Source organism: Arthrobacter sp. NPDC058130, assembly GCF_042884475.1.
Classification (GTDB): domain Bacteria; phylum Actinomycetota; class Actinomycetes; order Actinomycetales; family Micrococcaceae; genus Arthrobacter.
In genome coordinates this window covers 491417-512264 of sequence record NZ_JBHVTV010000001.1, presented here as the reverse complement: position 1 = coordinate 512264, position 20848 = coordinate 491417, and the positions used below count along the sequence as shown (strand labels likewise).

General features: G+C 68.0%; 18 protein-coding genes. 8 read left to right on the top strand and 10 right to left on the bottom strand.

What is annotated here, in order from left to right:
- Positions 1-411: 411 nt before the first annotated feature.
- From ACFVTM_RS02415 to ACFVTM_RS02395, 5 genes are all read left to right on the top strand, one after another.
- A complete protein-coding gene (locus ACFVTM_RS02415; protein ID WP_390201756.1) occupies positions 412-1230 on the top strand; it encodes a DeoR/GlpR family DNA-binding transcription regulator in 819 nt (272 codons plus the stop codon).
- A complete protein-coding gene (locus ACFVTM_RS02410; RefSeq protein WP_390201754.1) occupies positions 1227-2213 on the top strand; it encodes a 1-phosphofructokinase family hexose kinase in 987 nt (328 codons plus the stop codon). Before ACFVTM_RS02415 ends, ACFVTM_RS02410 begins: the two co-directional genes overlap by 4 nt.
- 2 nt (positions 2214-2215) lie before the next feature.
- On the top strand, positions 2216-4300 hold the full coding sequence (locus ACFVTM_RS02405) for a fructose-specific PTS transporter subunit EIIC (RefSeq protein WP_390201752.1): 2085 nt from the start codon (positions 2216-2218) through the stop codon (positions 4298-4300).
- 73 nt (positions 4301-4373) lie between these two features.
- Entirely contained in the window at positions 4374-4655 is a 282-nt protein-coding gene (locus ACFVTM_RS02400; protein ID WP_090578960.1) for an HPr family phosphocarrier protein, read from the top strand.
- A gap of 238 nt (positions 4656-4893) precedes the next feature.
- The gene (locus tag ACFVTM_RS02395; protein ID WP_390201750.1) at positions 4894-5181 is read left to right on the top strand and encodes a Rho termination factor N-terminal domain-containing protein; all 288 of its coding nucleotides are present in this window, start codon (positions 4894-4896) and stop codon (positions 5179-5181) included.
- A 32-nt stretch (positions 5182-5213) separates the two neighbouring features.
- Here the strand turns inward: ACFVTM_RS02395 and ACFVTM_RS02390 are convergent, their stop codons facing one another.
- On the bottom strand, positions 5214-6209 hold the full coding sequence (locus ACFVTM_RS02390; protein WP_390201748.1) for a Ku protein: 996 nt from the start codon (positions 6207-6209) through the stop codon (positions 5214-5216).
- Between the two features lie 67 nt (positions 6210-6276).
- On the opposite strand from ACFVTM_RS02390, the gene ACFVTM_RS02385 reads away from it, so the two are divergent.
- Positions 6277-8859 carry an ATP-dependent DNA ligase gene (locus ACFVTM_RS02385; protein ID WP_390201747.1) on the top strand — a complete coding sequence of 861 codons (2583 nt, stop codon included), beginning with the start codon at positions 6277-6279 and terminating at the stop codon, positions 8857-8859.
- Positions 8860-8897: 38 nt separating this feature from the next.
- Here the strand turns inward: ACFVTM_RS02385 and ACFVTM_RS02380 are convergent, their stop codons facing one another.
- Positions 8898-9155, bottom strand: coding sequence for a hypothetical protein (locus ACFVTM_RS02380; RefSeq protein WP_390201745.1), 258 nt, complete (start codon positions 9153-9155; stop codon positions 8898-8900).
- Positions 9156-9526: 371 nt separating this feature from the next.
- On the opposite strand from ACFVTM_RS02380, the gene ACFVTM_RS02375 reads away from it, so the two are divergent.
- Positions 9527-11128: an MFS transporter gene (locus ACFVTM_RS02375; RefSeq protein WP_390201743.1), complete on the top strand. Its 1602-nt coding sequence runs from the start codon at positions 9527-9529 to the stop codon at positions 11126-11128.
- A gap of 200 nt (positions 11129-11328) precedes the next feature.
- A complete protein-coding gene (locus ACFVTM_RS02370) occupies positions 11329-12435 on the top strand; it encodes an FUSC family protein (RefSeq protein WP_390201742.1) in 1107 nt (368 codons plus the stop codon).
- A 21-nt stretch (positions 12436-12456) separates the two neighbouring features.
- Here the strand turns inward: ACFVTM_RS02370 and ACFVTM_RS02365 are convergent, their stop codons facing one another.
- From ACFVTM_RS02365 to ACFVTM_RS02330, 8 genes are all read right to left on the bottom strand, one after another.
- Complete coding sequence (locus ACFVTM_RS02365) at positions 12457-13239, bottom strand: SDR family NAD(P)-dependent oxidoreductase (RefSeq protein WP_390201741.1); 783 nt, start codon at positions 13237-13239, stop codon at positions 12457-12459.
- A gap of 25 nt (positions 13240-13264) precedes the next feature.
- Positions 13265-13951 carry a hypothetical protein gene (locus tag ACFVTM_RS02360; protein ID WP_390201740.1) on the bottom strand — a complete coding sequence of 229 codons (687 nt, stop codon included), beginning with the start codon at positions 13949-13951 and terminating at the stop codon, positions 13265-13267.
- 127 nt (positions 13952-14078) lie between these two features.
- Positions 14079-14423: a GNAT family N-acetyltransferase gene (locus ACFVTM_RS02355; RefSeq protein ID WP_277525386.1), complete on the bottom strand. Its 345-nt coding sequence runs from the start codon at positions 14421-14423 to the stop codon at positions 14079-14081.
- On the bottom strand, positions 14420-15760 hold the full coding sequence (locus ACFVTM_RS02350) for an acyltransferase (RefSeq protein ID WP_390201737.1): 1341 nt from the start codon (positions 15758-15760) through the stop codon (positions 14420-14422). The genes ACFVTM_RS02355 and ACFVTM_RS02350 overlap by 4 nt, the downstream gene beginning before the upstream one ends.
- Before the next feature lie 187 nt (positions 15761-15947).
- The gene (locus ACFVTM_RS02345; RefSeq protein ID WP_390201736.1) at positions 15948-16808 is read right to left on the bottom strand and encodes a class II fructose-bisphosphate aldolase; all 861 of its coding nucleotides are present in this window, start codon (positions 16806-16808) and stop codon (positions 15948-15950) included.
- Positions 16808-18274 carry a GntP family transporter gene (locus ACFVTM_RS02340; RefSeq protein ID WP_390201735.1) on the bottom strand — a complete coding sequence of 489 codons (1467 nt, stop codon included), beginning with the start codon at positions 18272-18274 and terminating at the stop codon, positions 16808-16810. The genes ACFVTM_RS02345 and ACFVTM_RS02340 overlap by 1 nt, the downstream gene beginning before the upstream one ends.
- Positions 18275-18408: 134 nt before the next feature.
- Positions 18409-19308 (bottom strand): NAD(P)-dependent oxidoreductase, encoded by a 900-nt coding sequence (locus ACFVTM_RS02335; RefSeq protein ID WP_390201733.1) that lies wholly within the window; start codon positions 19306-19308, stop codon positions 18409-18411.
- 32 nt (positions 19309-19340) lie between these two features.
- Positions 19341-20828, bottom strand: coding sequence for a four-carbon acid sugar kinase family protein (locus ACFVTM_RS02330; RefSeq protein WP_390201731.1), 1488 nt, complete (start codon positions 20826-20828; stop codon positions 19341-19343).
- Between the last annotated feature and the right edge of the window lie 20 nt (positions 20829-20848).

Below are 20848 nucleotides of genomic sequence, written 5' to 3'. Positions count from 1 at the left end.
GCCGCACTCGCGCAGGGGACAGCACGCGCCGCTCCGCATGCCGCCTGAGCGGGGCACATGTCCAGCCCCCGCGCGCGGCCATGCCCAGCTTCCGCGGCCAGCCATGGACATAACCCCATCCAGCCCATTCGCCGGCCCCACCACTGCACATGTCCCCCGGAGCCCACCCACCAGCCCACTCCCGACCCCGACCACTGGACATGTCCCCCGGCTCCAGGGACAGATTTCTGTGTTCATGTGGTTTTTCATTGACAAACCAACAAGAACGAAGATAAAGTCAAACAATTCCACTTCATGTGACGGGAGTCACCGAAGCGGCAGGGGCGGATTCCGCAGCGAGAAGTTCCGCAGAACCGACGCCCCGGCACTAGGGCAATGACCAGGACAGACGCAGTACGCAATGGAGGGTAAGTGTTCGCCGAAGAACGCCAGCAGCTGATCGTGGGGCTCATCTCCGCCAGCGGCCGGGCCAGCGTCACGGACCTTGCCGAACGCTTCAGCATCACCACCGAAACTGTCCGCCGGGACCTCGCCGCACTCGAAGCCGCCGGCAGCGTGCGCCGGGTTCACGGCGGCGCCGTTTCCGCAGACCGTTTCAGCACCACGGAAGAAAGCATCCTCGAGCGGACCGTGCAGCGTCAGCCCGAGAAGGTCCGCATCGCCGAGGCCGCCCTGGCCCTCATGCCCCCGGGCCTCACCGGCAGCATCCTGATCGACGCCGGTTCCACCACGGAGGCCCTCGCCGAACTCCTGTCCGCCCGGGCCGCCGGAGCCGCCGCGTCAGGCAGCCTGGCGGCCTCAGGGTCCGACGCCGAACTCGTCGTCATCACCCATTCCCTGCCCATCGCGTCCCGGCTGTCCGGCGAGCCCGGCATCGCCCTGCACCTGCTCGGCGGCAAGGTCCGCGGCCTGACCCAGGCCGCCGTCGGCCAGTCCACCGTGGAGGCCGCACGCCGGATCCGGCCGGACATCGCCTTCATCGGCACCAACGGCATTCATGCAGCCTTCGGGCTGAGCACACCCGATCCCGAAGAAGCCGCTGTCAAGGCTGCCTTCGTCCAATCAGCGCGCCGCATTGTGGTGCTGGTTGATTCCTCCAAGCTGGACGCGGAGACGCTTGTCCAGTTCGCCTCGTTGAAAGATCTGGACACCGTGATCACAGACACGCAACCCAGCCGGGAACTCGCCGACGCCCTCGCGGAAGCCGGAGTGGAGGTGGTGGTCGCGTGATTGTCACCCTCACCGCCAACCCCAGCCTGGACCGCACCGTAGCGCTGCCCGGCCCCCTCCTCCGCGGCGAGGTCCAGCGGGCCATCTCCGTCCGCCAGGAATCCGGAGGCAAGGGAGTCAACGTCTCCCGCGCCCTCGTCGCCTCGGGACTCAAGACAATCGCCGTCCTCCCCGGCGCCGAGGCCGACCCGGTCCTGACCGGCCTGCGGGAGACCGACGTCCCGTTCGCGGCCCTCCCGATCGCCGAACCGCTGCGCAGCAACGTGGCCCTCACCGAGCCCGGCGGCGTCACCACCAAGATCAATGAACCCGGACCGGTCCTCAGCGAGGACCAGCAGGAGGCCCTGATCAGGCTGCTGCTGGACCACGCCCGCGGCGCCGCCTGGGTAGTCCTGGCCGGCTCGCTCCCACCCGGGGTTCCCGCCGACTTCTACGCGACCGTCACCCGGCGGCTGCGCTCCCTGTTCGACGGCGAGGCCGCACCACGGGTCGCCGTCGACTCATCCGGCGAACCCCTCGCCGCAGCGGTCTCCGGCGACACCTCGGGCAAGCCGGACCTCTTGAAGCCCAATGCCGAGGAACTGGTGGAACTGGCTGCCGCAGCCGGGTTCGCCACGAACAAATCCGCCGAGGAGCTCGAAGCGGACCCGGAGGCTGCAGCAGCGGCCGCCTCCGCCGTCGTGCGCTCCGGAGTGGGTGCTGTACTGGCCACCCTCGGCTCCAAGGGTGCCGTTCTTGTGACGGCCGACGGCGCGTGGCTGGCCACGCACCCGCCGGTCACCGCGGTCAGCACTGTCGGCGCCGGCGATTCCTCGCTGGCCGGATACCTGCTCGCATCCAGCCAGGGCGCCGCCCCGGTCGATTGCCTCCGTCAGGCGGTGGCCCATGGTGCCGCCGCCGCTTCCCTGCCTGGCTCCACAGTCCCGGCAGTCAACCAAACCACCCCTGATGCCGTAACCATCACGGCCCTCCGGAAGGATTGACAGTGACACAGCTCATTACTACCGAACTGGTCGAGCTCGACCAGAATCTGGGCAGCTCGCCCGAGGAAGTGATCCGGCATCTGGCAGGCAGAGTTGCGGACACCGGACGCGCCACCGAGGCCCAGGGCCTCTTCGCCGACGCCTTCGCCCGGGAATCGAAGACCGCCACGGGCGTCCCGGGCGGCATCGCAATCCCGCACTGCCGTTCGACGGCGGTCACCGAACCCACGCTGGCGATGGCGCGGCTGTCCCAGCCGGTGGATTTCGGCGCCAAGGACGGCCCCGCGGACATCATCTTCTTCATCGCCGCGCCTGAAGGCGCAGACCAGGACCATCTGAAGCTGCTCTCGAAGCTGGCGCGGTCGCTGATCAAAAAGGACTTCACGGCCAGCCTCCGCGCCGCGACCTCCCCGGAGGAGATCGTCGAGCTTGTCGACGCCGCCCTGGCGGACAAGCCGGCCGCCCACGCCCCTGCCGAAGCAGCCGCGGCTGCCGCAACAGGCGCCGCGGCCGGCGCCGCAGCAGGTCCCGCAGAAGGTGCCGCAGAAGGTGCCGCGAAAGCCAAGGGACCCAAGCGACTGGTCGCCGTCACCGCCTGCCCCACCGGCATCGCCCACACCTACATGGCCGCCGACTCACTCGTGGCCGCGGCTAAGGAAGCCGGCGTGGACCTGCAGGTGGAAACCCAGGGGTCCTCCGGCGCCAAAGCCCTTGACCCCGCCGTCATCGCCGCCGCCGATGCCGTGATCTTCGCCGTGGACGTGGACGTGCGCGGCAAGGAGCGCTTCGCCGGCAAGCCGGTGATCAATGCCCCTGTCAAGCGCGGCATCGACGAACCGGGCAAGATGGTCGCGGAGGCAATCGCCGCCGCGGACAACCCGCACGCCCACCGCGTGCCCCACTTCGGCGCCGAGGAGCAGGCCGAGCTGGCGGCCGAGGAAAAGAGCGAGCACCTGGGCACGAAACTGAAGAAGGCGCTGCTCACGGGCGTCAGCTACATGATTCCGTTCGTGGCAGGAGGCGGTCTGCTGATCGCCCTCGGCTTCCTCTTGGGCGGTTACAACATCACAGCCTTTGCGGACAAGATCCTGGCGGACAACAACCTCTTGAACCTGCCAACCGTTTATCCGGAACTGGCATGGGGACCGCTGGGCGCTTACCTCGGTGCCGTGTTCTTCAAGATCGGCGCTTTGTCACTGGGCTTCCTCGTGCCTGCACTGGCCGGCTACATCGCCTACGCCATCGCTGACCGGCCGGGCATCGCCCCGGGCTTCGTTTCCGGCGCCGTCGCCGTTTTCATGGGCGCAGGCTTCCTTGGCGGCATCGTGGGCGGCCTGATCGCCGGTTATGTGGCACATGCGATCGGCAGGCTCAACGTGGCCCGCTGGCTGCGCGGCCTGATGCCGGTGGTCATTATCCCGCTGGTGGCGTCCATCGCCGCTTCCGGCCTGCTCTTCGTCTTCCTGGGCAGGTATGTCGCGGCTGTGACCGTCGGGCTCAACAACTGGCTGTCCAGCCTCACCGGTGCAAGTGCAATCGCCCTGGGCATCATCCTGGGCCTGATGATGTGCTTCGACCTCGGCGGCCCGGTCAACAAGGTTGCCTACTCCTTCGCCGTCGCCGGCCTGGGAGCCGCTTCCCTGACCAACCAGGCGCCGTACCAGATCATGGCGGCCGTCATGGCCGCCGGCATGGTCCCGCCGCTGGCCATGGCGCTGGCCGCGACCGTGCTGAACCGGCGGCTCTTCAGCCTGGCGGAAATTGAAAACGGCAAGGCCGCATGGCTGCTGGGAGCCTCGTTCATCTCCGAAGGCGCCATCCCGTTCGCGGCCGCCGACCCGTTCCGCGTCATCCCCGCCAGCATGCTCGGCGGCGCCGTGACCGGTGCAATCTCGATGGCGGCGGGCGTGGGGTCCAAGGCCCCGCACGGTGGAATCTTCGTCTTCTTCGCGATCGATAACTTCCTGATGTTCGTCGTCGCCATCGCGGCGGGCACAGTCGTGAGCGCCTTCGCCGTTATCGGGCTCAAGCGCTGGGCGGTCAAGAAGCCGGTTGATACCGTGGAGACCGTTCCCGTAGCCGCCTGAGTCCGCCAGGACGTATCTTCAAAAGCACATCACCACAGCCGATAAACACCCACGCTGACTTCTAGGAGCAGAAATGACCGAACGTAACGCCACCATTGCCAGCCGCGTTGGGCTCCACGCCCGCCCGGCCGCCATCTTCGCCGAGGCTGCGGGCGAGTTCGACAACCTCGACATCACGATTGCCCGCCTGGGCGAGCCGGAGGACGAGGCCATGGACGCCGCCAGCATCCTGTCGCTGATGAGCCTGGGCGCCTCCCACGGCGAGGTTGTGGTGTTGCGTGCCGAGGGCGAAGGCGCCGACGCGGCACTGGACCGCCTCGTGCAGATCCTTGAGACGGATCACGACGCCGAATAGCCTCACGTTCCGGCGCCCGCGCCGGAACACCGGCAGCACCAGAAGGCCCGGCCACCCCGACTGACCAGTTCAGACAGGGGCGGCCGGGCCTTCGCGTTTTTCAGTGGGCCGGGTTTTTGTCAGTGGGCTTAGTAAATGCTTGTCACCGTCTAGCGGCGCGGATAGTTTGGAATCCGCGGCGGCAGCGTTCGCGGGCCGCAGCGGATGGGTTCCCGCCAATGGAGAGGATCGTGAAGCCATGCCGACGAAGAAGGGCGAACCGAGAGGTTCCGAGAGCCCCAGCATCAAGGACCCCGAGCTCTACGAGAAGCTGCTCGAGGACGGCGCCTCCAAGCAAAAGGCGGCCAGGGTCTCCAACGCCGCGGCCAAGCGCGGGCGTTCCGCGGTGGGCCGCAAGGGCGGCAAGGCCGGCGACTATGAGGACTGGACCGTGCCTCAACTGAAGGCACGCGCCAAGGAGATCGGCCTGACTGGCTACTCGGCCAAGAAGAAGAGCGAGCTCATCTCCGCCCTGCGGAACTCCTGACCCCGATGGCCGCGGCCACCTCGCTTCTGGCCTCAGGCACCCTTCCGGGCCGTCTTCGCGGCCGGCGCTTTGGAATCCGCCGCGGCCTTCGCGGCCGCCGTCCTCGTAGTAGCGGACTTCGTGGCCGCCGTCGTCCTGGCGGCAGCCTTTGGGGCGGACTTGGCCGCCGTCGTCTTGGCGGCAGCCTTCGGGGCGGCCTTGGCCGGCGGACCGGAGGCCTTGGCCGGGGTCTCGGCAGCCCCTGCGCCGCGCTTTTTCTCGATGCTGCGCTTGAGGGCTTCCATCAGGTCGATCACTTCGCCCTCGCCCGCCTCTGCCGGAGCGCCGAAGGTCTCCTCCGTATCCAGCGACTCCCCCTTGTCGAGCTTCGCCTCGATCAGCTGGCGCAACTGTTCCTGGTATTCGTCCGTGAACTGCTCCGGCTCAAAGTCGGAGGCCATCGAGTCAACAAGGGCGGCGGACATCTCCCGTTCCTGCGCCGAAATCCGGATGGACGTTTCGAGGGCGGGGAAGCTGGCTTCGCGGACTTCGTCGGACCACAGCAGCGACTGCAGCACCAGGACGTCGTCGCGAATCCTCAGCGCGCCAAGCCGGGTCTTGTCCCGGAGCGCGAACTGCACAATTGCCACCCTGTCCGTGTCCTCCAAGGCGCGCCGGAGCAGCACATAGGCCTTAGGCGACTTGGAGTCGGGTTCAAGGTAGTAGCTTTTTTCAAACATCATGGGGTCGAGCTGGTCGACCGGAACGAACTGGACCACTTCGATTTCGTGGCTGTTTTCCGCCGGGATGGATTTGAGCTCCTCGCGGGTCAGGACCACCGTGCGGCCATCGTCCTCATACGCCTTGTCGATGTCCTCGTAGTCGATGACCTTGCTGCAGACCTCGCACCGGCGCTGGTAGCGGATCCTGCCGCCGTCGGCGTTGTGGACCTGGTGGAGGCTGATGTCGTGGTCCTCGGTGGCGCTGTAGACCTTCACCGGCACGTTGACCAGCCCGAACGCTATTGCGCCTTTCCAGATGGCTCTCATGGATCAAGTGAACATCACAGTGGCCCGGAGGTGAAGGGTTTTGCCCAACGGTAAAGAGCGCGTCCGAGTGGCCGGACGCGAACTGGTGCTCACCAACCTGGCAAAAATCATGTATCCGGAGACGGGCACCACCAAGGCCGACGTCATTGCCTACTATGCCGCCGTCGCGCCCGTGCTGATCCCGGCCGCCCTCAACCGGCCGGCCACCCGGAAGCGCTGGGTCCACGGTGTGGGGACCGCCGACGCCCCCGGCGAGATGTTCTTCCAGAAGAACCTGGACCATTCAACGCCCGGCTGGGTGCCCCGGGCCGCCATCACGCACAAGGACCGGGCCATCCAATATCCCCTGGTCAACGATCCCGCCACCCTCACCTGGCTGGCTCAGATCGCGGCCCTGGAGATCCACGTGCCCCAGTGGCGCGTGGAGTCCCACGGCAATGCGCTGCCGCCCGACCGGCTGGTGCTGGACCTGGACCCGGGCGAGGGCGCGGGACTGGCGGAGTGCGTGGAGGTGGCCAGGTTGGCCCGCACCATTCTGCAGGACGTGGGCCTCGACCCCGTGCCCGTGACGAGCGGCAGCAAGGGCATCCACCTCTACGCGGCGCTGGACGGTTCCCAGAGTTCGGACCAGATTTCCGATTTCGCCCATGAACTGGCCCGCGCGCTCGAAGCGGACCACCCGGACTTGGCCGTCAGCGACATGAAAAAGACCCTGCGAGCCGGCAAGGTGCTGGTGGACTGGAGCCAGAACAACGCGGCCAAGACCACGATCGTGCCGTACTCGTTGCGCGGCCGGCTCAGGCCTACCGTGGCCGCGCCGCGCACGTGGCGGGAACTCAGTTCCCCTTCCCTGCACCAGTTGGACTTCCACGAGGTGATGAAGCGCGTGGCGGCCGGCAAGGACCCGTTCGCTCCGGTTTCCGGCGGGCGGCACGACGCCGGAACCGGGGCGGCCGCCGCGCCGGGCCACCAGGCGGACCACCGGCCCGGCGAAGGAGATGAAGCGCCTGCCGAGCAGGCCGGCGACGGCGGCGACACCGACCCCCGGCTGGAGGAGTACCGCACCAAGCGGGACAAGGCAGGTACGCCCGAACCCTTCACCGCGGAACGGCACCTCGCCGACTACGGCGACGGGACACGGCAGGAGAAGTTCGTCATCCAGGAGCACCACGCCAGGCGGATGCACTACGACTTCCGGCTGGAACGCGACGGCGTGCTGGTGTCCTGGGCGCTGCCCAAGGGCGTCCCGACCAGCAAGGCCAAGAATCACCTCGCGGTCCAGACCGAAGACCACCCGATGGACTACGCCGACTTCGAGGGTGACATTCCCAAGGGCCAGTACGGCGCCGGGACAGTCAGCATCTGGGACCACGGAACCTATGACTGCGAAAAGTGGGTCGCCGGCAAGGAGGTCATTGCGACCCTGACCGGTGCGGAGGGCGGCGGCCTCGGCGAGCCCCGAAGGTTCGCCCTGATCCACACCGGCCAAGCCAACGACCAGTGGCTCATCCATCTGATGGACCCGCCGGGTTCGACGAAAGCCCACCCTGCCGCGCTGCGCCCGTCCGGCACCACGGACGACGGCGACGACGAGGACGGCGGCGACGAGGTAGGCGCCGGCGGCGCCGACGGCACAAGTTTGTCCGTGGCTTTGCCTGCAGCTTCGTCCGCGGCTTTGTCCCCGGCCGGTTTCAGTCCCATGCTTGCCAGCGCCGGGACCCTGGCGGATCTGCCGGGTCTGGACTGGCAGTACGAGCTCAAATGGGACGGCGTGCGGGCCCTGGTCCTCGGCGACGCCACGGGAATCCGGCTCATCAGCCGCAACGGCATCGACATGTCCGTGAGCTACCCCGAACTGACGGACCGGTCCCGCTGGCCGGAGCAGGACTTCGTCGCCGACGGCGAGATCATCGCCGTCGGACGCTCCGGCCGGCCCGACTTCGGCCTGCTGCAGGGCCGCATGAAACTCAGCAAGGCCGCGGACGTCCGCAAGGCGCAGGCATCGACGCCCGTGCGGCTGATGCTGTTCGATCTGCTCTCCGAGGCCGGCGAGGACCTGCGGCGCCTGCCGCTCGGCGAGCGCCGGCGCCGGCTCGAGCTGTTCTTCCGCCCCTCCGCCGCCCCGGTGGAGCTCTCAGGCGTGATCGACGGCGACGCGGTGCACATCCTGGAAAGCGTCGCCGAGCTGGGGCTGGAGGGTGTCATGGCCAAGCGCAGCGACGGGCGCTATGTCGGCCAGCGCAGCCGGTCCTGGCTCAAGCTCAAGATTGAGCGGACGCAGGAGGTGGTGGTGGGCGGCTGGCGGCCCGGAAGGGGCGAACGCGGGGACTCCGTGGGTTCGCTGCTGTTGGGGATTCCGGACGGTTCGAAACTCCGCTACGTGGGGCGGGTGGGCAGCGGCTTCAGCGACCGTGAGCTCAAGGAACTCAGGCAACAACTGGATGCGCTGCCACGGAAGACCTCGCCGTTCCGGGAGGTACCCCGCGCCGACGCCGCCGACGCCAACTGGGTGAGTGCAAAACTCGTCGGCGAGGTCACTTTCGGGGAATGGACCGGCACCGGGAAGCTCCGGCATCCGGTATGGCGCGGCTGGCGCCTGGATAAGACGCCAGCCGACGTCGTGGTCGACCCTGCCGCCAGCCCCAGTTAGTGACGGGGCCGATCGTGATCGTGCCGGTTGTGGTGGGGCTAGTCGTGGTGAGGCAACTGCGGACGGCTCTGCCGGTGCATGGCTCCAGCGGCCACCTGCTGGCCTTGCCGCCCGCGGGCGGTATCGCGGTCCTTGGGGTGGCGCTGTTTGCCGCTGCCGTCCGGCCATTGCTGTCCTTCGCCTGCCCCGGGGGGAACGTGATGCAGGGTCTCCGGTCCGGGGGCTTCAGCCATGGACTGCGCGAGATGACTCGCGACCTCGGGCTCGATTTCTTCTCCGAATTGATGGTCCGCCATTGATCTTCCTTTCCGCTGTAAATAACCGCTTTGAAATGAAGTGTCCATCAATCGTAGGACTGCCGGGATGCGTTGTCTTGCAGTGGCCGTGGCGGGTTCTCCCGCAGCGCGAATCCGGCCCGAAAACCCGCCTCTGCGGGGGTTGGTGCAGAAAATTTTGGCCCCGGCGCCACAACCCTCGCCGGTTCCCAGTAACCACGCGGCGAAACCCGGCAAAAGAATGTTGCGGATTGCCCCTAAATGCCACCCGAAATGAGGGATCATACGGCACCGAACTCGGAAACTCCAGAGAAATCCCGTAAAATTGAAAGCCTGCCCAGAGCGGGGCAGCTACAAGTCGCAAGCAAATGATCTCCATAGGAGCTTCCCAAATGCCCACAGACCGAAGCATGACCGACTCTTCAGCAGGCGCTATCAACGCCAGCGGAACCAACCAAGCTGCACCCAAGGGTGCGAAGAAACCGAAGCTGCGTCGCCGTCGGCTCCGTGAGTCCGACGTCAACGTTGTCGACCAGCCGATGCTCAAGAAAGCGCTGGGCGGCACCATCGTGGGTAACACCATGGAGTGGTACGACGTCGGCGTGTTCGGCTACCTGATCACCACCATGGGACCGGTGTTCCTGCCGGAGGCGGACAAGTCCGTCCAGACCCTGTTCCTGCTGGGAACTTTCGCCGCCACCTTCATCGCCCGCCCCCTCGGCGGAGTCATCTTCGGCTGGCTTGGCGACAAGATCGGCCGCCAGAAGGTTCTCGCCGCCACCCTGATGATCATGGCCGCCAGCACCTTCGCCGTCGGACTCCTGCCCGGCTACGCGCAGATCGGCATCTGGGCCGCAGTCCTGCTGGTCCTGTTCAAGGTCATCCAGGGCTTCTCTACCGGCGGCGAGTACGCCGGCGCCACGACCTTTGTGAGCGAGTACGCCCCGGACAAACGCCGTGGTTTCTTCGCCAGCTTCCTGGACATGGGCAGCTACCTTGGCTTCGCTGCCGGTGCCGCACTTGTTTCCGTGCTTCAGCTGACCCTCGGCCAGGACACCATGGAGCAGTGGGGCTGGCGCATTCCGTTCCTCCTGGCTGGCCCGCTTGGCCTGATCGCCGTGTACTTCCGGAGCAAGATCGAGGAATCCCCGCAGTTCCAGGCCACCTTGGATGCCCAGGAGGGCCTCGCCAAGGACGCATCCGCCTCGGACGCCGCAGCCTCCAAGGGCCCGGTGGGCATCGTGAAGGCCTACTGGCGCTCCATCATCGTCGCGATGATCCTGGTGGCGGCGGCAAACACTGCCGGCTACGCCCTGACCTCCTACATGCCGACATACCTCACAGAGTCCAAGGGCTACGACGAGCTGCACGGCACCCTGCTGACCATCCCTGTGCTGGTCATCATGAGCCTTTGCATCCCGCTGACCGGCAAGCTCTCTGACCGGATCGGCCGCCGCCCCGTGCTGTGGATCGGCGCCATCAGCACCGTCGTCCTGGCCACCCCCGCGTTCCTGCTGATCGGCATCGGCGAAATCTGGTCCACGTTGGCCGGCCTTTCCCTGATTGCTTTCCCGGTGACGTTCTACGTGGCCAACCTGGCGTCGGCCCTGCCGGCCCAGTTCCCGACGGCCAGCCGTTACGGCGCCATGGGCATCGCGTACAACTTCTCGGTGGCCATCTTCGGCGGCACCACGCCGTTCATCGTTGCCGCCCTGATCAACGCAACCGGCAACGACATGATGCCGGCCTACTACCTGATGGCGACTTCGGCCATCGGCGCTGTGGCGATCTACTTCCTCAAGGAATCCGCCCAGATGCCGCTGCCTGGTTCCATGCCGAGCGTGGACACCCAGGCCGAGGCCCGCGAGCTGGTCGCGACGCAGGACGAGAACCCGCTGATCGACCTCGATCACATGGACATGCCCATGGTCGCACCGGCCGCAGATTCCACCGCAGGGCGCGGGGAAGCCGAAAAGGTTCCGGCCCCAGCCTGAGCCGCCCGGTCCCACCGGACCGCAGCGCTAACCCAGGCTCAGTAGCTCACAGCCCCGCCCTTTGAGGCCTGTTCCGTATGCTTACCCGTTGGGGAAGCGTACGGGGCAGGCCTTAGGCGTGTCCGCACCACCAGCCCTGGAACACCGGGAACCCCGAGAAACGGGAAATGGCAATCCGAAAACGGAGAGAGGCAGTTGTGATGTCCCTGTTACACCACCTCCGTTCGCTGCACAGCCTGGCCCCCGCCAACAAGGACCATGTGTCGGCTTGGCGGGTGGCGATCAGCGTGGCCGTGCCGTCCCTGGTACTCCTGGCCGCCGGCCGCCCGGAGCTGATTGGCTACGCCGTTTTCGGAGCGTTGACGGGCATGTACGGCCGCACCGAGCCTCATCAGCTCCGGCTCATCCATCAAGGCCAGGCGGCCGTCCTTTTGCTCGCCGGCGTGGGAGTTGGTGTGTTTCTCTCGGTCCAGCACATCCATTCCTGGGTCCTCGTGATCACGGAGGCCGCGTTTGCCGGCGCGGGGTCCCTGTTCGCGGACAGGACGGCCCTGAAACCCGCAGGCCCCTTCTTCGGGATCCTGGCCCTCGGCGCATGCGCATCTGTTCCGGCCGCAGTCCCGTGGCATGCGTGCGTCCTGATCGCCGCTGGATCGGCAGCGTTTGCGATCATTGTCGGCTTTTGCGGGTGGTTTGTGGACCGAGGCTGGCGGAGCGGGTGGCGGAACCGGCTGAAGAGCTGGCGGAGCCGGTTGAAGAGCTGGCGGCGGGACGTCACGGCCCTGCATGGGACAAGCCGCCGGGCGGCGCGGCTGCACGCCGCCCGCTACGTGGCCGCGGTCGGCACCGCAGGGACCCTCGGCGTCCTCAGCGGCAGCGGCCACCCGCATTGGGCCATGGCCGCTGCCGCTGTACCGCTTGCCGGGGCGGACCTGCCCAGCAGCGTGTACCGCGGCCTGCACCGGATCGTCGGAACCCTCCTGGGGCTCGTGGTGGTTGCGGCCATCCTGTTCCCGTGGCCGGGGTCGCTGCTGCTGGCCTTCCCCGGCCAGGAGGCCGCCGTTCTCGCGTGCCTGGTGATCGCGCTGCAGTTCAGCACGGAGCTGTTCATGACGCGACATTACGGCCTCGCCATGGTCTCCTTCACCCCCGTGATCCTGCTGATCGGACAGCTGGCGGCGCCGGCCGATCCGTACGTCCTCATCACCGAACGGGCCGTCGAGACGGGAGTCGGCGCCGTCGTCGGGATCCTCGCGGTGCTGCTGATCCGGCGCAGGCGCCCGGCTGTCCCCCGAAGGGTCAGCTAGCCCCTGAAGAATGATGTGCGCCTACTTGGCGCGCCGCGGCGGCCCGGCGACCAGCCGGGATGGCAGCACCCGCGAAACCGAGGTCAGGACCTTGTAGCGCTTGCTGGGGATCGAGACCGCCTTGCCCTTGGCGTTGTCCGCCAGGCCCTCGCTGACCACCTGCCGGGCCTCCAGCCACATCCACCGCGGCGTCACTGTCTTGTCCATCCCCATCCTGTCGTGGAACTCGGTGTGGGTGAAGCCTGGGCACACGGCGGTGACCTTCACCCCGCGCGCCGCGTACGCCATGTTGGCCGAGCGCGAAAAACTCAGCAGCCAGGCTTTAGCTGCGCTGTATGTCCCACGCGGCAGGAAGGCCGCCACGCTGGCGACGTTGATGATCCTGCCGGAATGGCGCGCGAGCATGCCTTGCAGGGCGGCATGGGTGAGCTCCATGGCCGTTTCGACATGGAGCTTCAGGTGCTTCTTCTCCTCGGCAATGTCGTTGTCCTCGAAAGAGCGCAGCAAGCCGATTCCCGCATTGTTGACCAGGATCTCCACCGGCCGCACGGGATCGCTGAGGCGCGCGACGACCGCGGCAATCCCGGCGTCGTCGGTCAGGTCCGCGGAGATCGTCTCCGCCGCGGCCCCGTAGCTGTTCTCCAGCTCCGCCGCGGTGGCCGCGAGGCGGCCGGCGTCGCGGGCCACGAGGATCACGCGGTGGCCCTGTTCGGCCAGCTGGCGGGCGAACTCGGCGCCGAGGCCTGCCGTGGCGCCCGTGATGAGAGCTGTGGTGCCCGGCGTGGACGCTGTTTGTGGGGTCATGACGACAGCCTAGCCGTCTACCGGCTCAGGCCAAGGCCGTGTCCGGGGCCAATTCTTCCCCTGCCGGGCCGTCGCTGTCCGCCAGGTGGCGGTTCTGAATCTCTTCGGCCGCGAGCTCGTACCAGGTGTGTGCCCCGAACATGGGGTCGCTGGTGTCGAGGTGGCGGTACAGGGCGTCGGCGAGCCGGCACAGCGCGGTGTCGGACAGAGCGCGGACCGTTGCCGCCGGATCCAGGGTGTCCTCGAAGTATTCGGACAGCGCCAGGCCGTCGATGGTGCCAAAGTCACTGGCCCCGCCGGCTTCCGCGGCCAGGGGGCTGTTGGCTGCGCCGGCCCCCGATCCCAGTCCGGTGTCGAGACCGGCGAGGACCTCGGCCTCGGCGCCAACGTGCAGGAGGCAGATGGGCAGCTCAGCCGGCTCGTCGAGGGTGAGGTGGCACGGCACGGCCGTTCCGGCTTCTGGTGACGGCGACGCGGACGGCAAGGGTCCCGTGTCGGCGAGCCGGCGGAGGTCCAGCAGCACGTCCGGGTCCAGGTGGGAGGTGCCGTGGAGGTCGATGGCCACCTCGGCACCGGCGCCGAGGCGGCAGGCGCGACGCACGATATGCATGAGGGCAGCCGAATCCGACGGGGTAACGCAGCCGGTGACTTCGAGGGTGACGTTCACGGGATCGACGTCCACGCGGACCAACACACGCAGTTTATGGTTCATGGGGGTTCTCCAAAGTGACCTGTCCAAGAGCCAACTGCATAACTCTGCTCAAACCTTACGAGGTTGTTGTCCGGCCCACAAGCGCGCCGGGCGCCTGTGGCCGTTCACGTATGCCAGGCAGGGGCTGTCAGGCTCCCTCGGGCACCCGTTCCGGCCAGTCCACGTACTGGTGGTAGGACTCGTGTTTGCGCAGGTAGCGGTACATGAACGGGCAGTTCGGGATGATCCGCTTGCCGGATGCAACCACGTCATCGAGGGCGAAGTGCGCCAGCACTTTGGCGAGCCCCTGGCCCTGGAACTGCTCGGCCGTGTCCGTGTGGATGAAGTCGATATGGCCCGGCCTGTCGATGAAGCGCACCTGGACGGCGAGCTTGCCGCCGACGCGGAGTTCGTAGCGGTGCAGTTCGTCGTTCCGGATGGTGGAGACGTCCGGGGTGAAGGTGTCTTCCGTGGTTGCAGAGTTCTCCGTCATGGTTCGACATTGGCACTTAATGGCGGGCGTGGCAATGGCGGTTCTGATCCGCCGGACGGCTCAGGTGGCGTTGTCAGCCGGGCCGGAATCCGGCCCAGGAGCGCGACGGCGAGCGCGAAGCATGCGGCGCCCCCGCCGAGGAGCCCGAGCGTGAGCCCATTGAGGGCAGCGTCTATTGCCGGCACAAAAACAGCGACGGCGGCCAGCAGCACGGCGGCGGCCGGGCGGCTCCGCGGCGTGCCGGACGCCGTCGGCCGCTCCTCCAACCGGCCAAAGAGCGCCAGCACCGGCAGCAACAGCGCGACGACGCCGAGCAGCACCAGGGGCCGCCCCCACCACCAGGCCGTGCTTCCTCCGGCCGGCTGGGGGAAATCCGTCAGCAGCAGCAGTCCGGACATCGCCGCCAGCAGCGGCAGGTGCCACAAGTAGACCGTCATGGACCTCCGGCCGGCCAGGCCGATCATCCGCCGCACAAAGGCCAGGGACGCGATCCGGGACAGCCCCGGCCGGAAGAGCTGGAGGGCAGCGGCCTGCGAAATGCCCAGGAGCAGCAGGGTCACGTTGGGCGGGTTGAGGTTCACCAGCATGTTCCCGGAGTACAGCCCCAGCAGGACCAGCAGCCCCAGCAGCATGTTGCTGGCGACGACGATGCCAAAGCGTGCCGGCCGGCCCGGCTGCAGGCGCCGGCCGTCCGTCACGATGAATCCGAGCTGCTGCACGGCGCACCACAGGAACACCATGTTCAGGTAGGCCAGCGGCGGCAGCACCCCGCGCAGGCAATCGACCGTCACCACCAGGGAGGCGAGTCCCGCGAAGGTCAGCCACGGCGCACGGTCATGGAGGGCGGCCAGCCAGGGCAGGTTCAGTTGTGCTGCGAGGTACGCGGCGAGGAACCACAGCGGCATTCCGGCCCCGCTGGCGAGCAGCTCGATGACCTGCGGGGCAACCCCTGCGAGGCGGGCCGCCGACAGGCCCAGGAACATGGCGGCCAACAGGACGGCAGCCGGACGGATCAGGCGCAGCAGCCGGCCCTGCATGAAATCGACGCCGGTGCCGCCCCTGGCGCGGAGCCGCCGCCACGACTGCAGGCCGGTGATCCCGCCGGCCACAAAGAACAGCGGCATGATCTGGAGGACCCACACCACGGGCTCAAACCAGCGCTGGTTGCCCAGGATGTTTTCCGTGGTCACGGTGCCGTCGGGGTGCAGGACGGGGCTCACCATCATGGTGTGTGCGACCACTACCAGCACCAGGCAGAAGAACCGGGCAAGGTCGATCACCGGGTCGCGGTCCGGCATCGGGGCCGGGCTGCCGGCTGACCGCTGCTGTGGAACCATGGCGCCCCCTGGGAAGGCCTGCTGTGTAAGCGTCCATTGTGGGCCTTGGTGCGGCCGGACGGCCAGAGCACTTGGGCCCAGGTCCGCTTCGGCCGTTCAGGCGGCGAACGCAAGGGAGGCCAGGATCATGGTTCGATCCTGGCCTCCCTCTCCGGCGGTTTCCGGAGTTTCCGTTCCGCCGGCGCCGTCAGCGGGAGAGTGTGGCCAGTGCGGTCGCGGCGAACGCCCGCGCTGTTGCATCCCAGTGGCCCAGCAGTGCCTGGAGGTTTTCGCCATCGGCCCGGTGGGCGGTGGTCTGATCCTCAAGGACCGCCAGGACGCCGGTGCGCAGCTCGGTGTTGAAGTTGACCTTGCCCACGTTCATGGCCGCGGTTTTGACCAGTTCCTCCGCCGGGATGCCCGAGGCACCGTGCAGGACCAGCGGAATCCGGGTCCGCACGGCGATGTCTTGCAGCACGTCCCAGCGCAGCCGGGGCTCGCCCTTGTACTTTCCATGGACGTTGCCCACGGCCACGGCGAGCAGCTGCGCACCGGTGCGTGCCACAAAGTCCTCCACCTGGGCGGAGTCGGTGAGGCCGACGGGTTCGTCCGCCACGCCGGCCCCGAAGGCCCGGTCCTCGTCGCCGGCGAGTCCGCCGAGTTCGGCTTCAATCACGACGTCGGCCCTCCCCTGCGCGGCAAGGGACGCCCGAACGCCCTGGACCAGGGCAATGTTGTCCTCGTACGGCAGCGAGGACCCGTCCACCAGCACCGAGTCGGCTCCGGCACTGACGGCGTCGGCGACCACCTGCGGGTCGGCGGCGTGGTCCAGCTGCACGGCAACCGGAACGCCGGCGGCGTCGGCGAGTCCGCGGAGGGCGGAGATCAGCCGCAGCCCGTTGGGCGTGGCCGCGGTCTTCGGCGCGACGAGCAGGATGGCGCCCCGGCCGGATTCCTCGGCCGCGCCCACCACGGCGAGCGCGGTGGTGAAGTCGTAGCAGGTGAATGCAGGTACTGCCGAGCCTTGCTGCAGGGCGCCGGCAACCAGGGTGTCGAGTTGGGTACGCATCAGGCGCTCAGGCCTCCCACCAGCATCCAGGCGACGAACGTCAGCGCGAAGCCGGCCAGTCCCAGCACGGTGGTGAGCACGGTCCAGGTCCGGAGGCCGTCGGCGACGGTCAGGCCGTAGTAGCGCACAACCACCCAGAACCCGGCGTCGGTGACGTGTGACAGGCCCAGGGCACCGAAGCCGATGGCGATCACGATCACGGCAATCTGCGCGGGAGTGTAGCCGCCGCCGGCCACGGCGGAGGAGAGCAGGCCGGCCGTGGTGACAATCGCGACCGTGGCCGAGCCCTGTGCGGCGCGGAGGGCGAGGGAGATGATGAAGCCAAGCAGCAGCAACGGCACGCCCAGGGTGTCCAGGGATTCGGAGAGCGCCTTGCCGATTCCGCTGACCTGAAGGACGCCGCCGAAGACGCCGCCGGCCGCGACAACCATGAGGATGGAGGCGATCGGGGGCAGGGCGCCTTCGAAGATTTCGCCGGTCTCCACGAGGGACCACTGGCGGCGGACGGCAAGGAGGAAGAAGGAGAGCGCAACGGCCACAAGGAGGGCGAAGACGGGGTTGCCGACGAACGCGGCGACGCCGTACCAGAAGTCGTTCTTGTTGATCACGAGCGTGCCGACGGTACCAAGGAGGATCAGCGCGATCGGGGTGGCGATCAGGAAGATGATCAGACCGGGACGCGGCGGGGCGATGGCCTTGCTGCCCGGGCCCTCGTGGCCAACACGGACCACGGTGGCGGAGCCGAACTCGTCCACCTGGGTCTTGACGGAGGGCAGCAGCTCGTAGTTCTTGCGGTTCATGATGGCTGCCACCCAGTAGGACAGGAAGCCCAACGGCACGCAGATCGTCAGCGAGATCAGGGCGATCAGCCCGATGTCGGCGCCGAGCACGCCGGCTCCGGCCACAATCCCGGGGTGCGGCGGCACGGCCACGTGGATGGCCAGCATGATGCCGGCCATGGGCAGGCCGAACTTCACCGGGTGGACGTTGGCGATCTTGGCGAAGGCGTAGACGATCGGCACCAGGACAATGATGCCGACTTCGAAGAACACCGGAATCGCGACCAGGAAACCGACCGCGGTGAGGGCCACGGCCACCCGCCGGGCGCCGAGCTTGGCGGTGAAGTGGTCGGCGAGGGACTGCACGCCACCGGAGACCTCGATCATCCGGCCCAGGATGGCACCGAGCGCGATCAGGAGGGCGACCTTGCCCATGGTGCCGCCCACCCCGGTAGCCACCACGGTGAAGACATCCTTGAGCGGGATCTGCGCGGCCACGGCCACCAGGATGCTCACGGTCAGCAGGGAAACGAAGGCCTGGATCTTGAAGCGAATGATCATCACCAGCAGCAGGGCAACGCCGGCTGCCGCGATGGTCAGCAGCAGCGGAGTTCCCAGCTCCACGGCCGGCTTGATGACGGGCGCGTCGGCCGCGCGCACCATCAGGGAATTGAGCAGGGGGGTCATGAAGGGATGTCTCCTTTGACAGGAACATTCTCCGACGAGTCAGCCGTCGGGAACAATGGCGGGACAGTGGCGGGATGGGGCCCGGCGACGGCGGAGGGGGACCGCCGTCGACGGGGGTGGGGTGGGGTGGCGGGTTAGGCGGTGCGCTTGGCGGGCGCGAGGACCTTGATGACGGCGGAGTCATCGGCGGCGGCGAGGCCCTGGGCCTGGCCGAGCAGGTAGAGCTGCTCCGCGGCGGCGGCCACCGGGGCGGCGAGGCCGGCCGCGCGGGTGGCCTTGCCGACGATGCCCATGTCCTTGACGAAGATGTCCAGGCGACTGAGGACCTCCGCACCGTTTTCCGTGTAGGCCTCCAGGATGCGCGGGCCGCGGTTGGAGAGCATGAAGGAGCCCGCCGCTCCGGCTTCGAGGGCGGCGAGGGTCTTGGCCTGGTCCAGGCCAAGGGCGTCCGCCAGGGCCATGGCCTCGGCGGCGGCGGCGATGTGGATGCCGCAGAGCAGCTGGTTGACGGTCTTGAGGGCCTGGCCGTCGCCGGGCTTGTCGCCCACAACGGTCAGGGTGGAGGCCAGCAGTTCGAGGGCCGGCCCGGCCTTTTCCCGGGCCTCGGGCGAAGCGCCCACCACGATCAGAAGGTCGCCTTCGCCGGCCCGCTTGGGTCCGCCGGACAGCGGGGCATCAACCAGTTCGACGCCGTATTCGGCCAGGCGGTCCACCGTGGCCGGGATGGCCTCGGTGCCCACGGTGCTGCCCAGGATCACGACGGAGCCCGGCTTTAGCACGGAGGCCACGCCGGTCTCGCCGAAGAGGACATCGTTGAGCTGCTCGCCGTTGCGCACTGCCAGCAGCAGGGCGTCGGCGCCTTTCGAGGCTTCCTGGGCGGAGTCGAATGTGCGGATGCCGGCCTCTTCAGCCAGCTTCAGGCGCGGCTCAGCGATGTCGAAGCCGTGGACGGTGAGCTGGCTGGCCAGGCGCGTGGCCATGGGCAGGCCCATGGCGCCAAGGCCCAGGACGGTGATGGTGTAGTTGCTGGTCATGGTGTTCTCCATCGAATTCAGGCGGGAAGAAATCAGAAGGTGTTGCTGAGCTTGCGCGTGACGTCCGCGAGGGACTGGTCGTCGCCCACGTTGCCGGCGAAGACGATGTACGGGATGCCCTTTGCCGGGCCGTCCACCGGCTCCCAGAGGCTGACGATGCCCGGCAGCATGGGCCCCCGGACGATCGCGTGCCGGATCTCCAGGCCGTGTGCTGCCACGTCGGAGGACGTGATGCCGCCCTTGGCGATCACGAAGCGGGGCGGGAAGGTCTTGAGGGTGCGGTTCACGACGGCGACGACGGCGGCCGAAACGGTCCGGGCGATCCGCAGGCTTTCGGCGGCGTCGGATGTCTTGATCAGGAGCCGGCTCGTGTGGACGATCACGTCGCCGCCGCGGAGGGCGGCAACCACCGTGTCAACGGTTTCGTCCAGGTACTCCCCCGCGTTCTCGCCGAGCAGTTTTTCGACGTCGATCTCCACGATCCGGGCCGCGCTGTGCTGCGCGGTCAGGGCGTTGAGCTGGCGCGTGGTGACGCCGACGTGCGAGCCGACGACGATCAGGCCGCCGGCTTCCGAGGGGGTGTTGCCCGCAAAAGCCTCTTCGCCGCTGAGTTCGGTGCGGATTTCCTGGCCGATGCGGGCACGGACGAACGGCGGGCCCACACGGTAGAGCAACTTCTTGCCGCGGCGCTCTGCTTCCTCCAGGCCCAGGGACAGGGCGCGCAGATCGTTTTCACTGACGATGTCCGCCACGATCGGGGTGGAGTTCGTGGCGGCGTCGATGGCGTCGGCGATGGCCTTGGCGGAGATGCTCGGATCGGTGGAGGCCCGGATGATGTCCAGGTCCAGCACGATCACCGAATCGGCGGGGAACCGGCCGTTCGACTTCTCTTCCACGTACTTGGCCATCTCCGAGTTGGCGAAGCCGAAGCTGGCGTCCCGGGCGAATTCGGTCTCGGCCACGGGGGTGAGCTGTCCGGCGTCCTCGCCTGTGCCGCGGGTGAAGTGCACGCCGCCGATCGTCACGCGGCCGGCGTCGGGGAATGCCGGAACGATCACGACGCCGTCGGTGCTCCCGCCGTTGACGGCGGTGACGGTCGCGGCGATGACGTCCGGTTCGAGCGGGTAGTGGCCGCGGAGGGTGGAGTCGCTGCGGCTGACAAAGCTGAGCCGCAGCGCGGGGTCGGCGGATGCGGCGGCCGCGAGGGCGTTCCGGACGATTTCCTCGTTGCGGGCCGCGGCCTCGGCCGGGTCAAGGCTGCGGGTGTTGGTCAGCACGTAGACCGCGCGCTGTCGCTGGCCGTTGACTTCGTAGCTAAACGCCCAGGCGAAGTCCGCCACTTCCCAGCGGGTGAGGACCGGCAGGTTCGCCACGGACTGGGTGCCGGTGGGGTCGTCGTCGAGGACTACCAGGACACGAGGGGATGCCTCGGACGAGGCCGCCACGCTGTCTGCCACTAGCCGGGCGGGGATCTGTACTTCCGCGGGGAAAGCGGCCAGCACGTCTGCTTCGAGGGGCACTATGCACTCCATTGTGTGGG

Coding starts and splice junctions, on each gene's coding strand:
- ACFVTM_RS02380 (WP_390201745.1), bottom strand. CDS start 9,155: ATGGCGGACCATCAATTCGGAGAAGAAATCGAGCCCGAGGTCGCGAGT.
- ACFVTM_RS02340 (WP_390201735.1), bottom strand. CDS start 18,274: ATGACCCCCCTGCTCAATTCCCTGATGGTGCGCGCGGCCGACGCGCCC.
- ACFVTM_RS02365 (WP_390201741.1), bottom strand. CDS start 13,239: ATGACCCCACAAACAGCGTCCACGCCGGGCACCACAGCTCTCATCACG.
- ACFVTM_RS02390 (WP_390201748.1), bottom strand. CDS start 6,209: ATGAGAGCCATCTGGAAAGGCGCAATAGCGTTCGGGCTGGTCAACGTG.
- ACFVTM_RS02370 (WP_390201742.1), top strand. CDS start 11,329: ATGTCCCTGTTACACCACCTCCGTTCGCTGCACAGCCTGGCCCCCGCC.
- ACFVTM_RS02335 (WP_390201733.1), bottom strand. CDS start 19,308: ATGACCAGCAACTACACCATCACCGTCCTGGGCCTTGGCGCCATGGGC.
- ACFVTM_RS02355 (WP_277525386.1), bottom strand. CDS start 14,423: ATGACGGAGAACTCTGCAACCACGGAAGACACCTTCACCCCGGACGTC.
- ACFVTM_RS02395 (WP_390201750.1), top strand. CDS start 4,894: ATGCCGACGAAGAAGGGCGAACCGAGAGGTTCCGAGAGCCCCAGCATC.
- ACFVTM_RS02375 (WP_390201743.1), top strand. CDS start 9,527: ATGCCCACAGACCGAAGCATGACCGACTCTTCAGCAGGCGCTATCAAC.
- ACFVTM_RS02345 (WP_390201736.1), bottom strand. CDS start 16,808: ATGCGTACCCAACTCGACACCCTGGTTGCCGGCGCCCTGCAGCAAGGC.
- ACFVTM_RS02360 (WP_390201740.1), bottom strand. CDS start 13,951: ATGAACCATAAACTGCGTGTGTTGGTCCGCGTGGACGTCGATCCCGTG.
- ACFVTM_RS02350 (WP_390201737.1), bottom strand. CDS start 15,760: ATGGTTCCACAGCAGCGGTCAGCCGGCAGCCCGGCCCCGATGCCGGAC.
- ACFVTM_RS02400 (WP_090578960.1), top strand. CDS start 4,374: ATGACCGAACGTAACGCCACCATTGCCAGCCGCGTTGGGCTCCACGCC.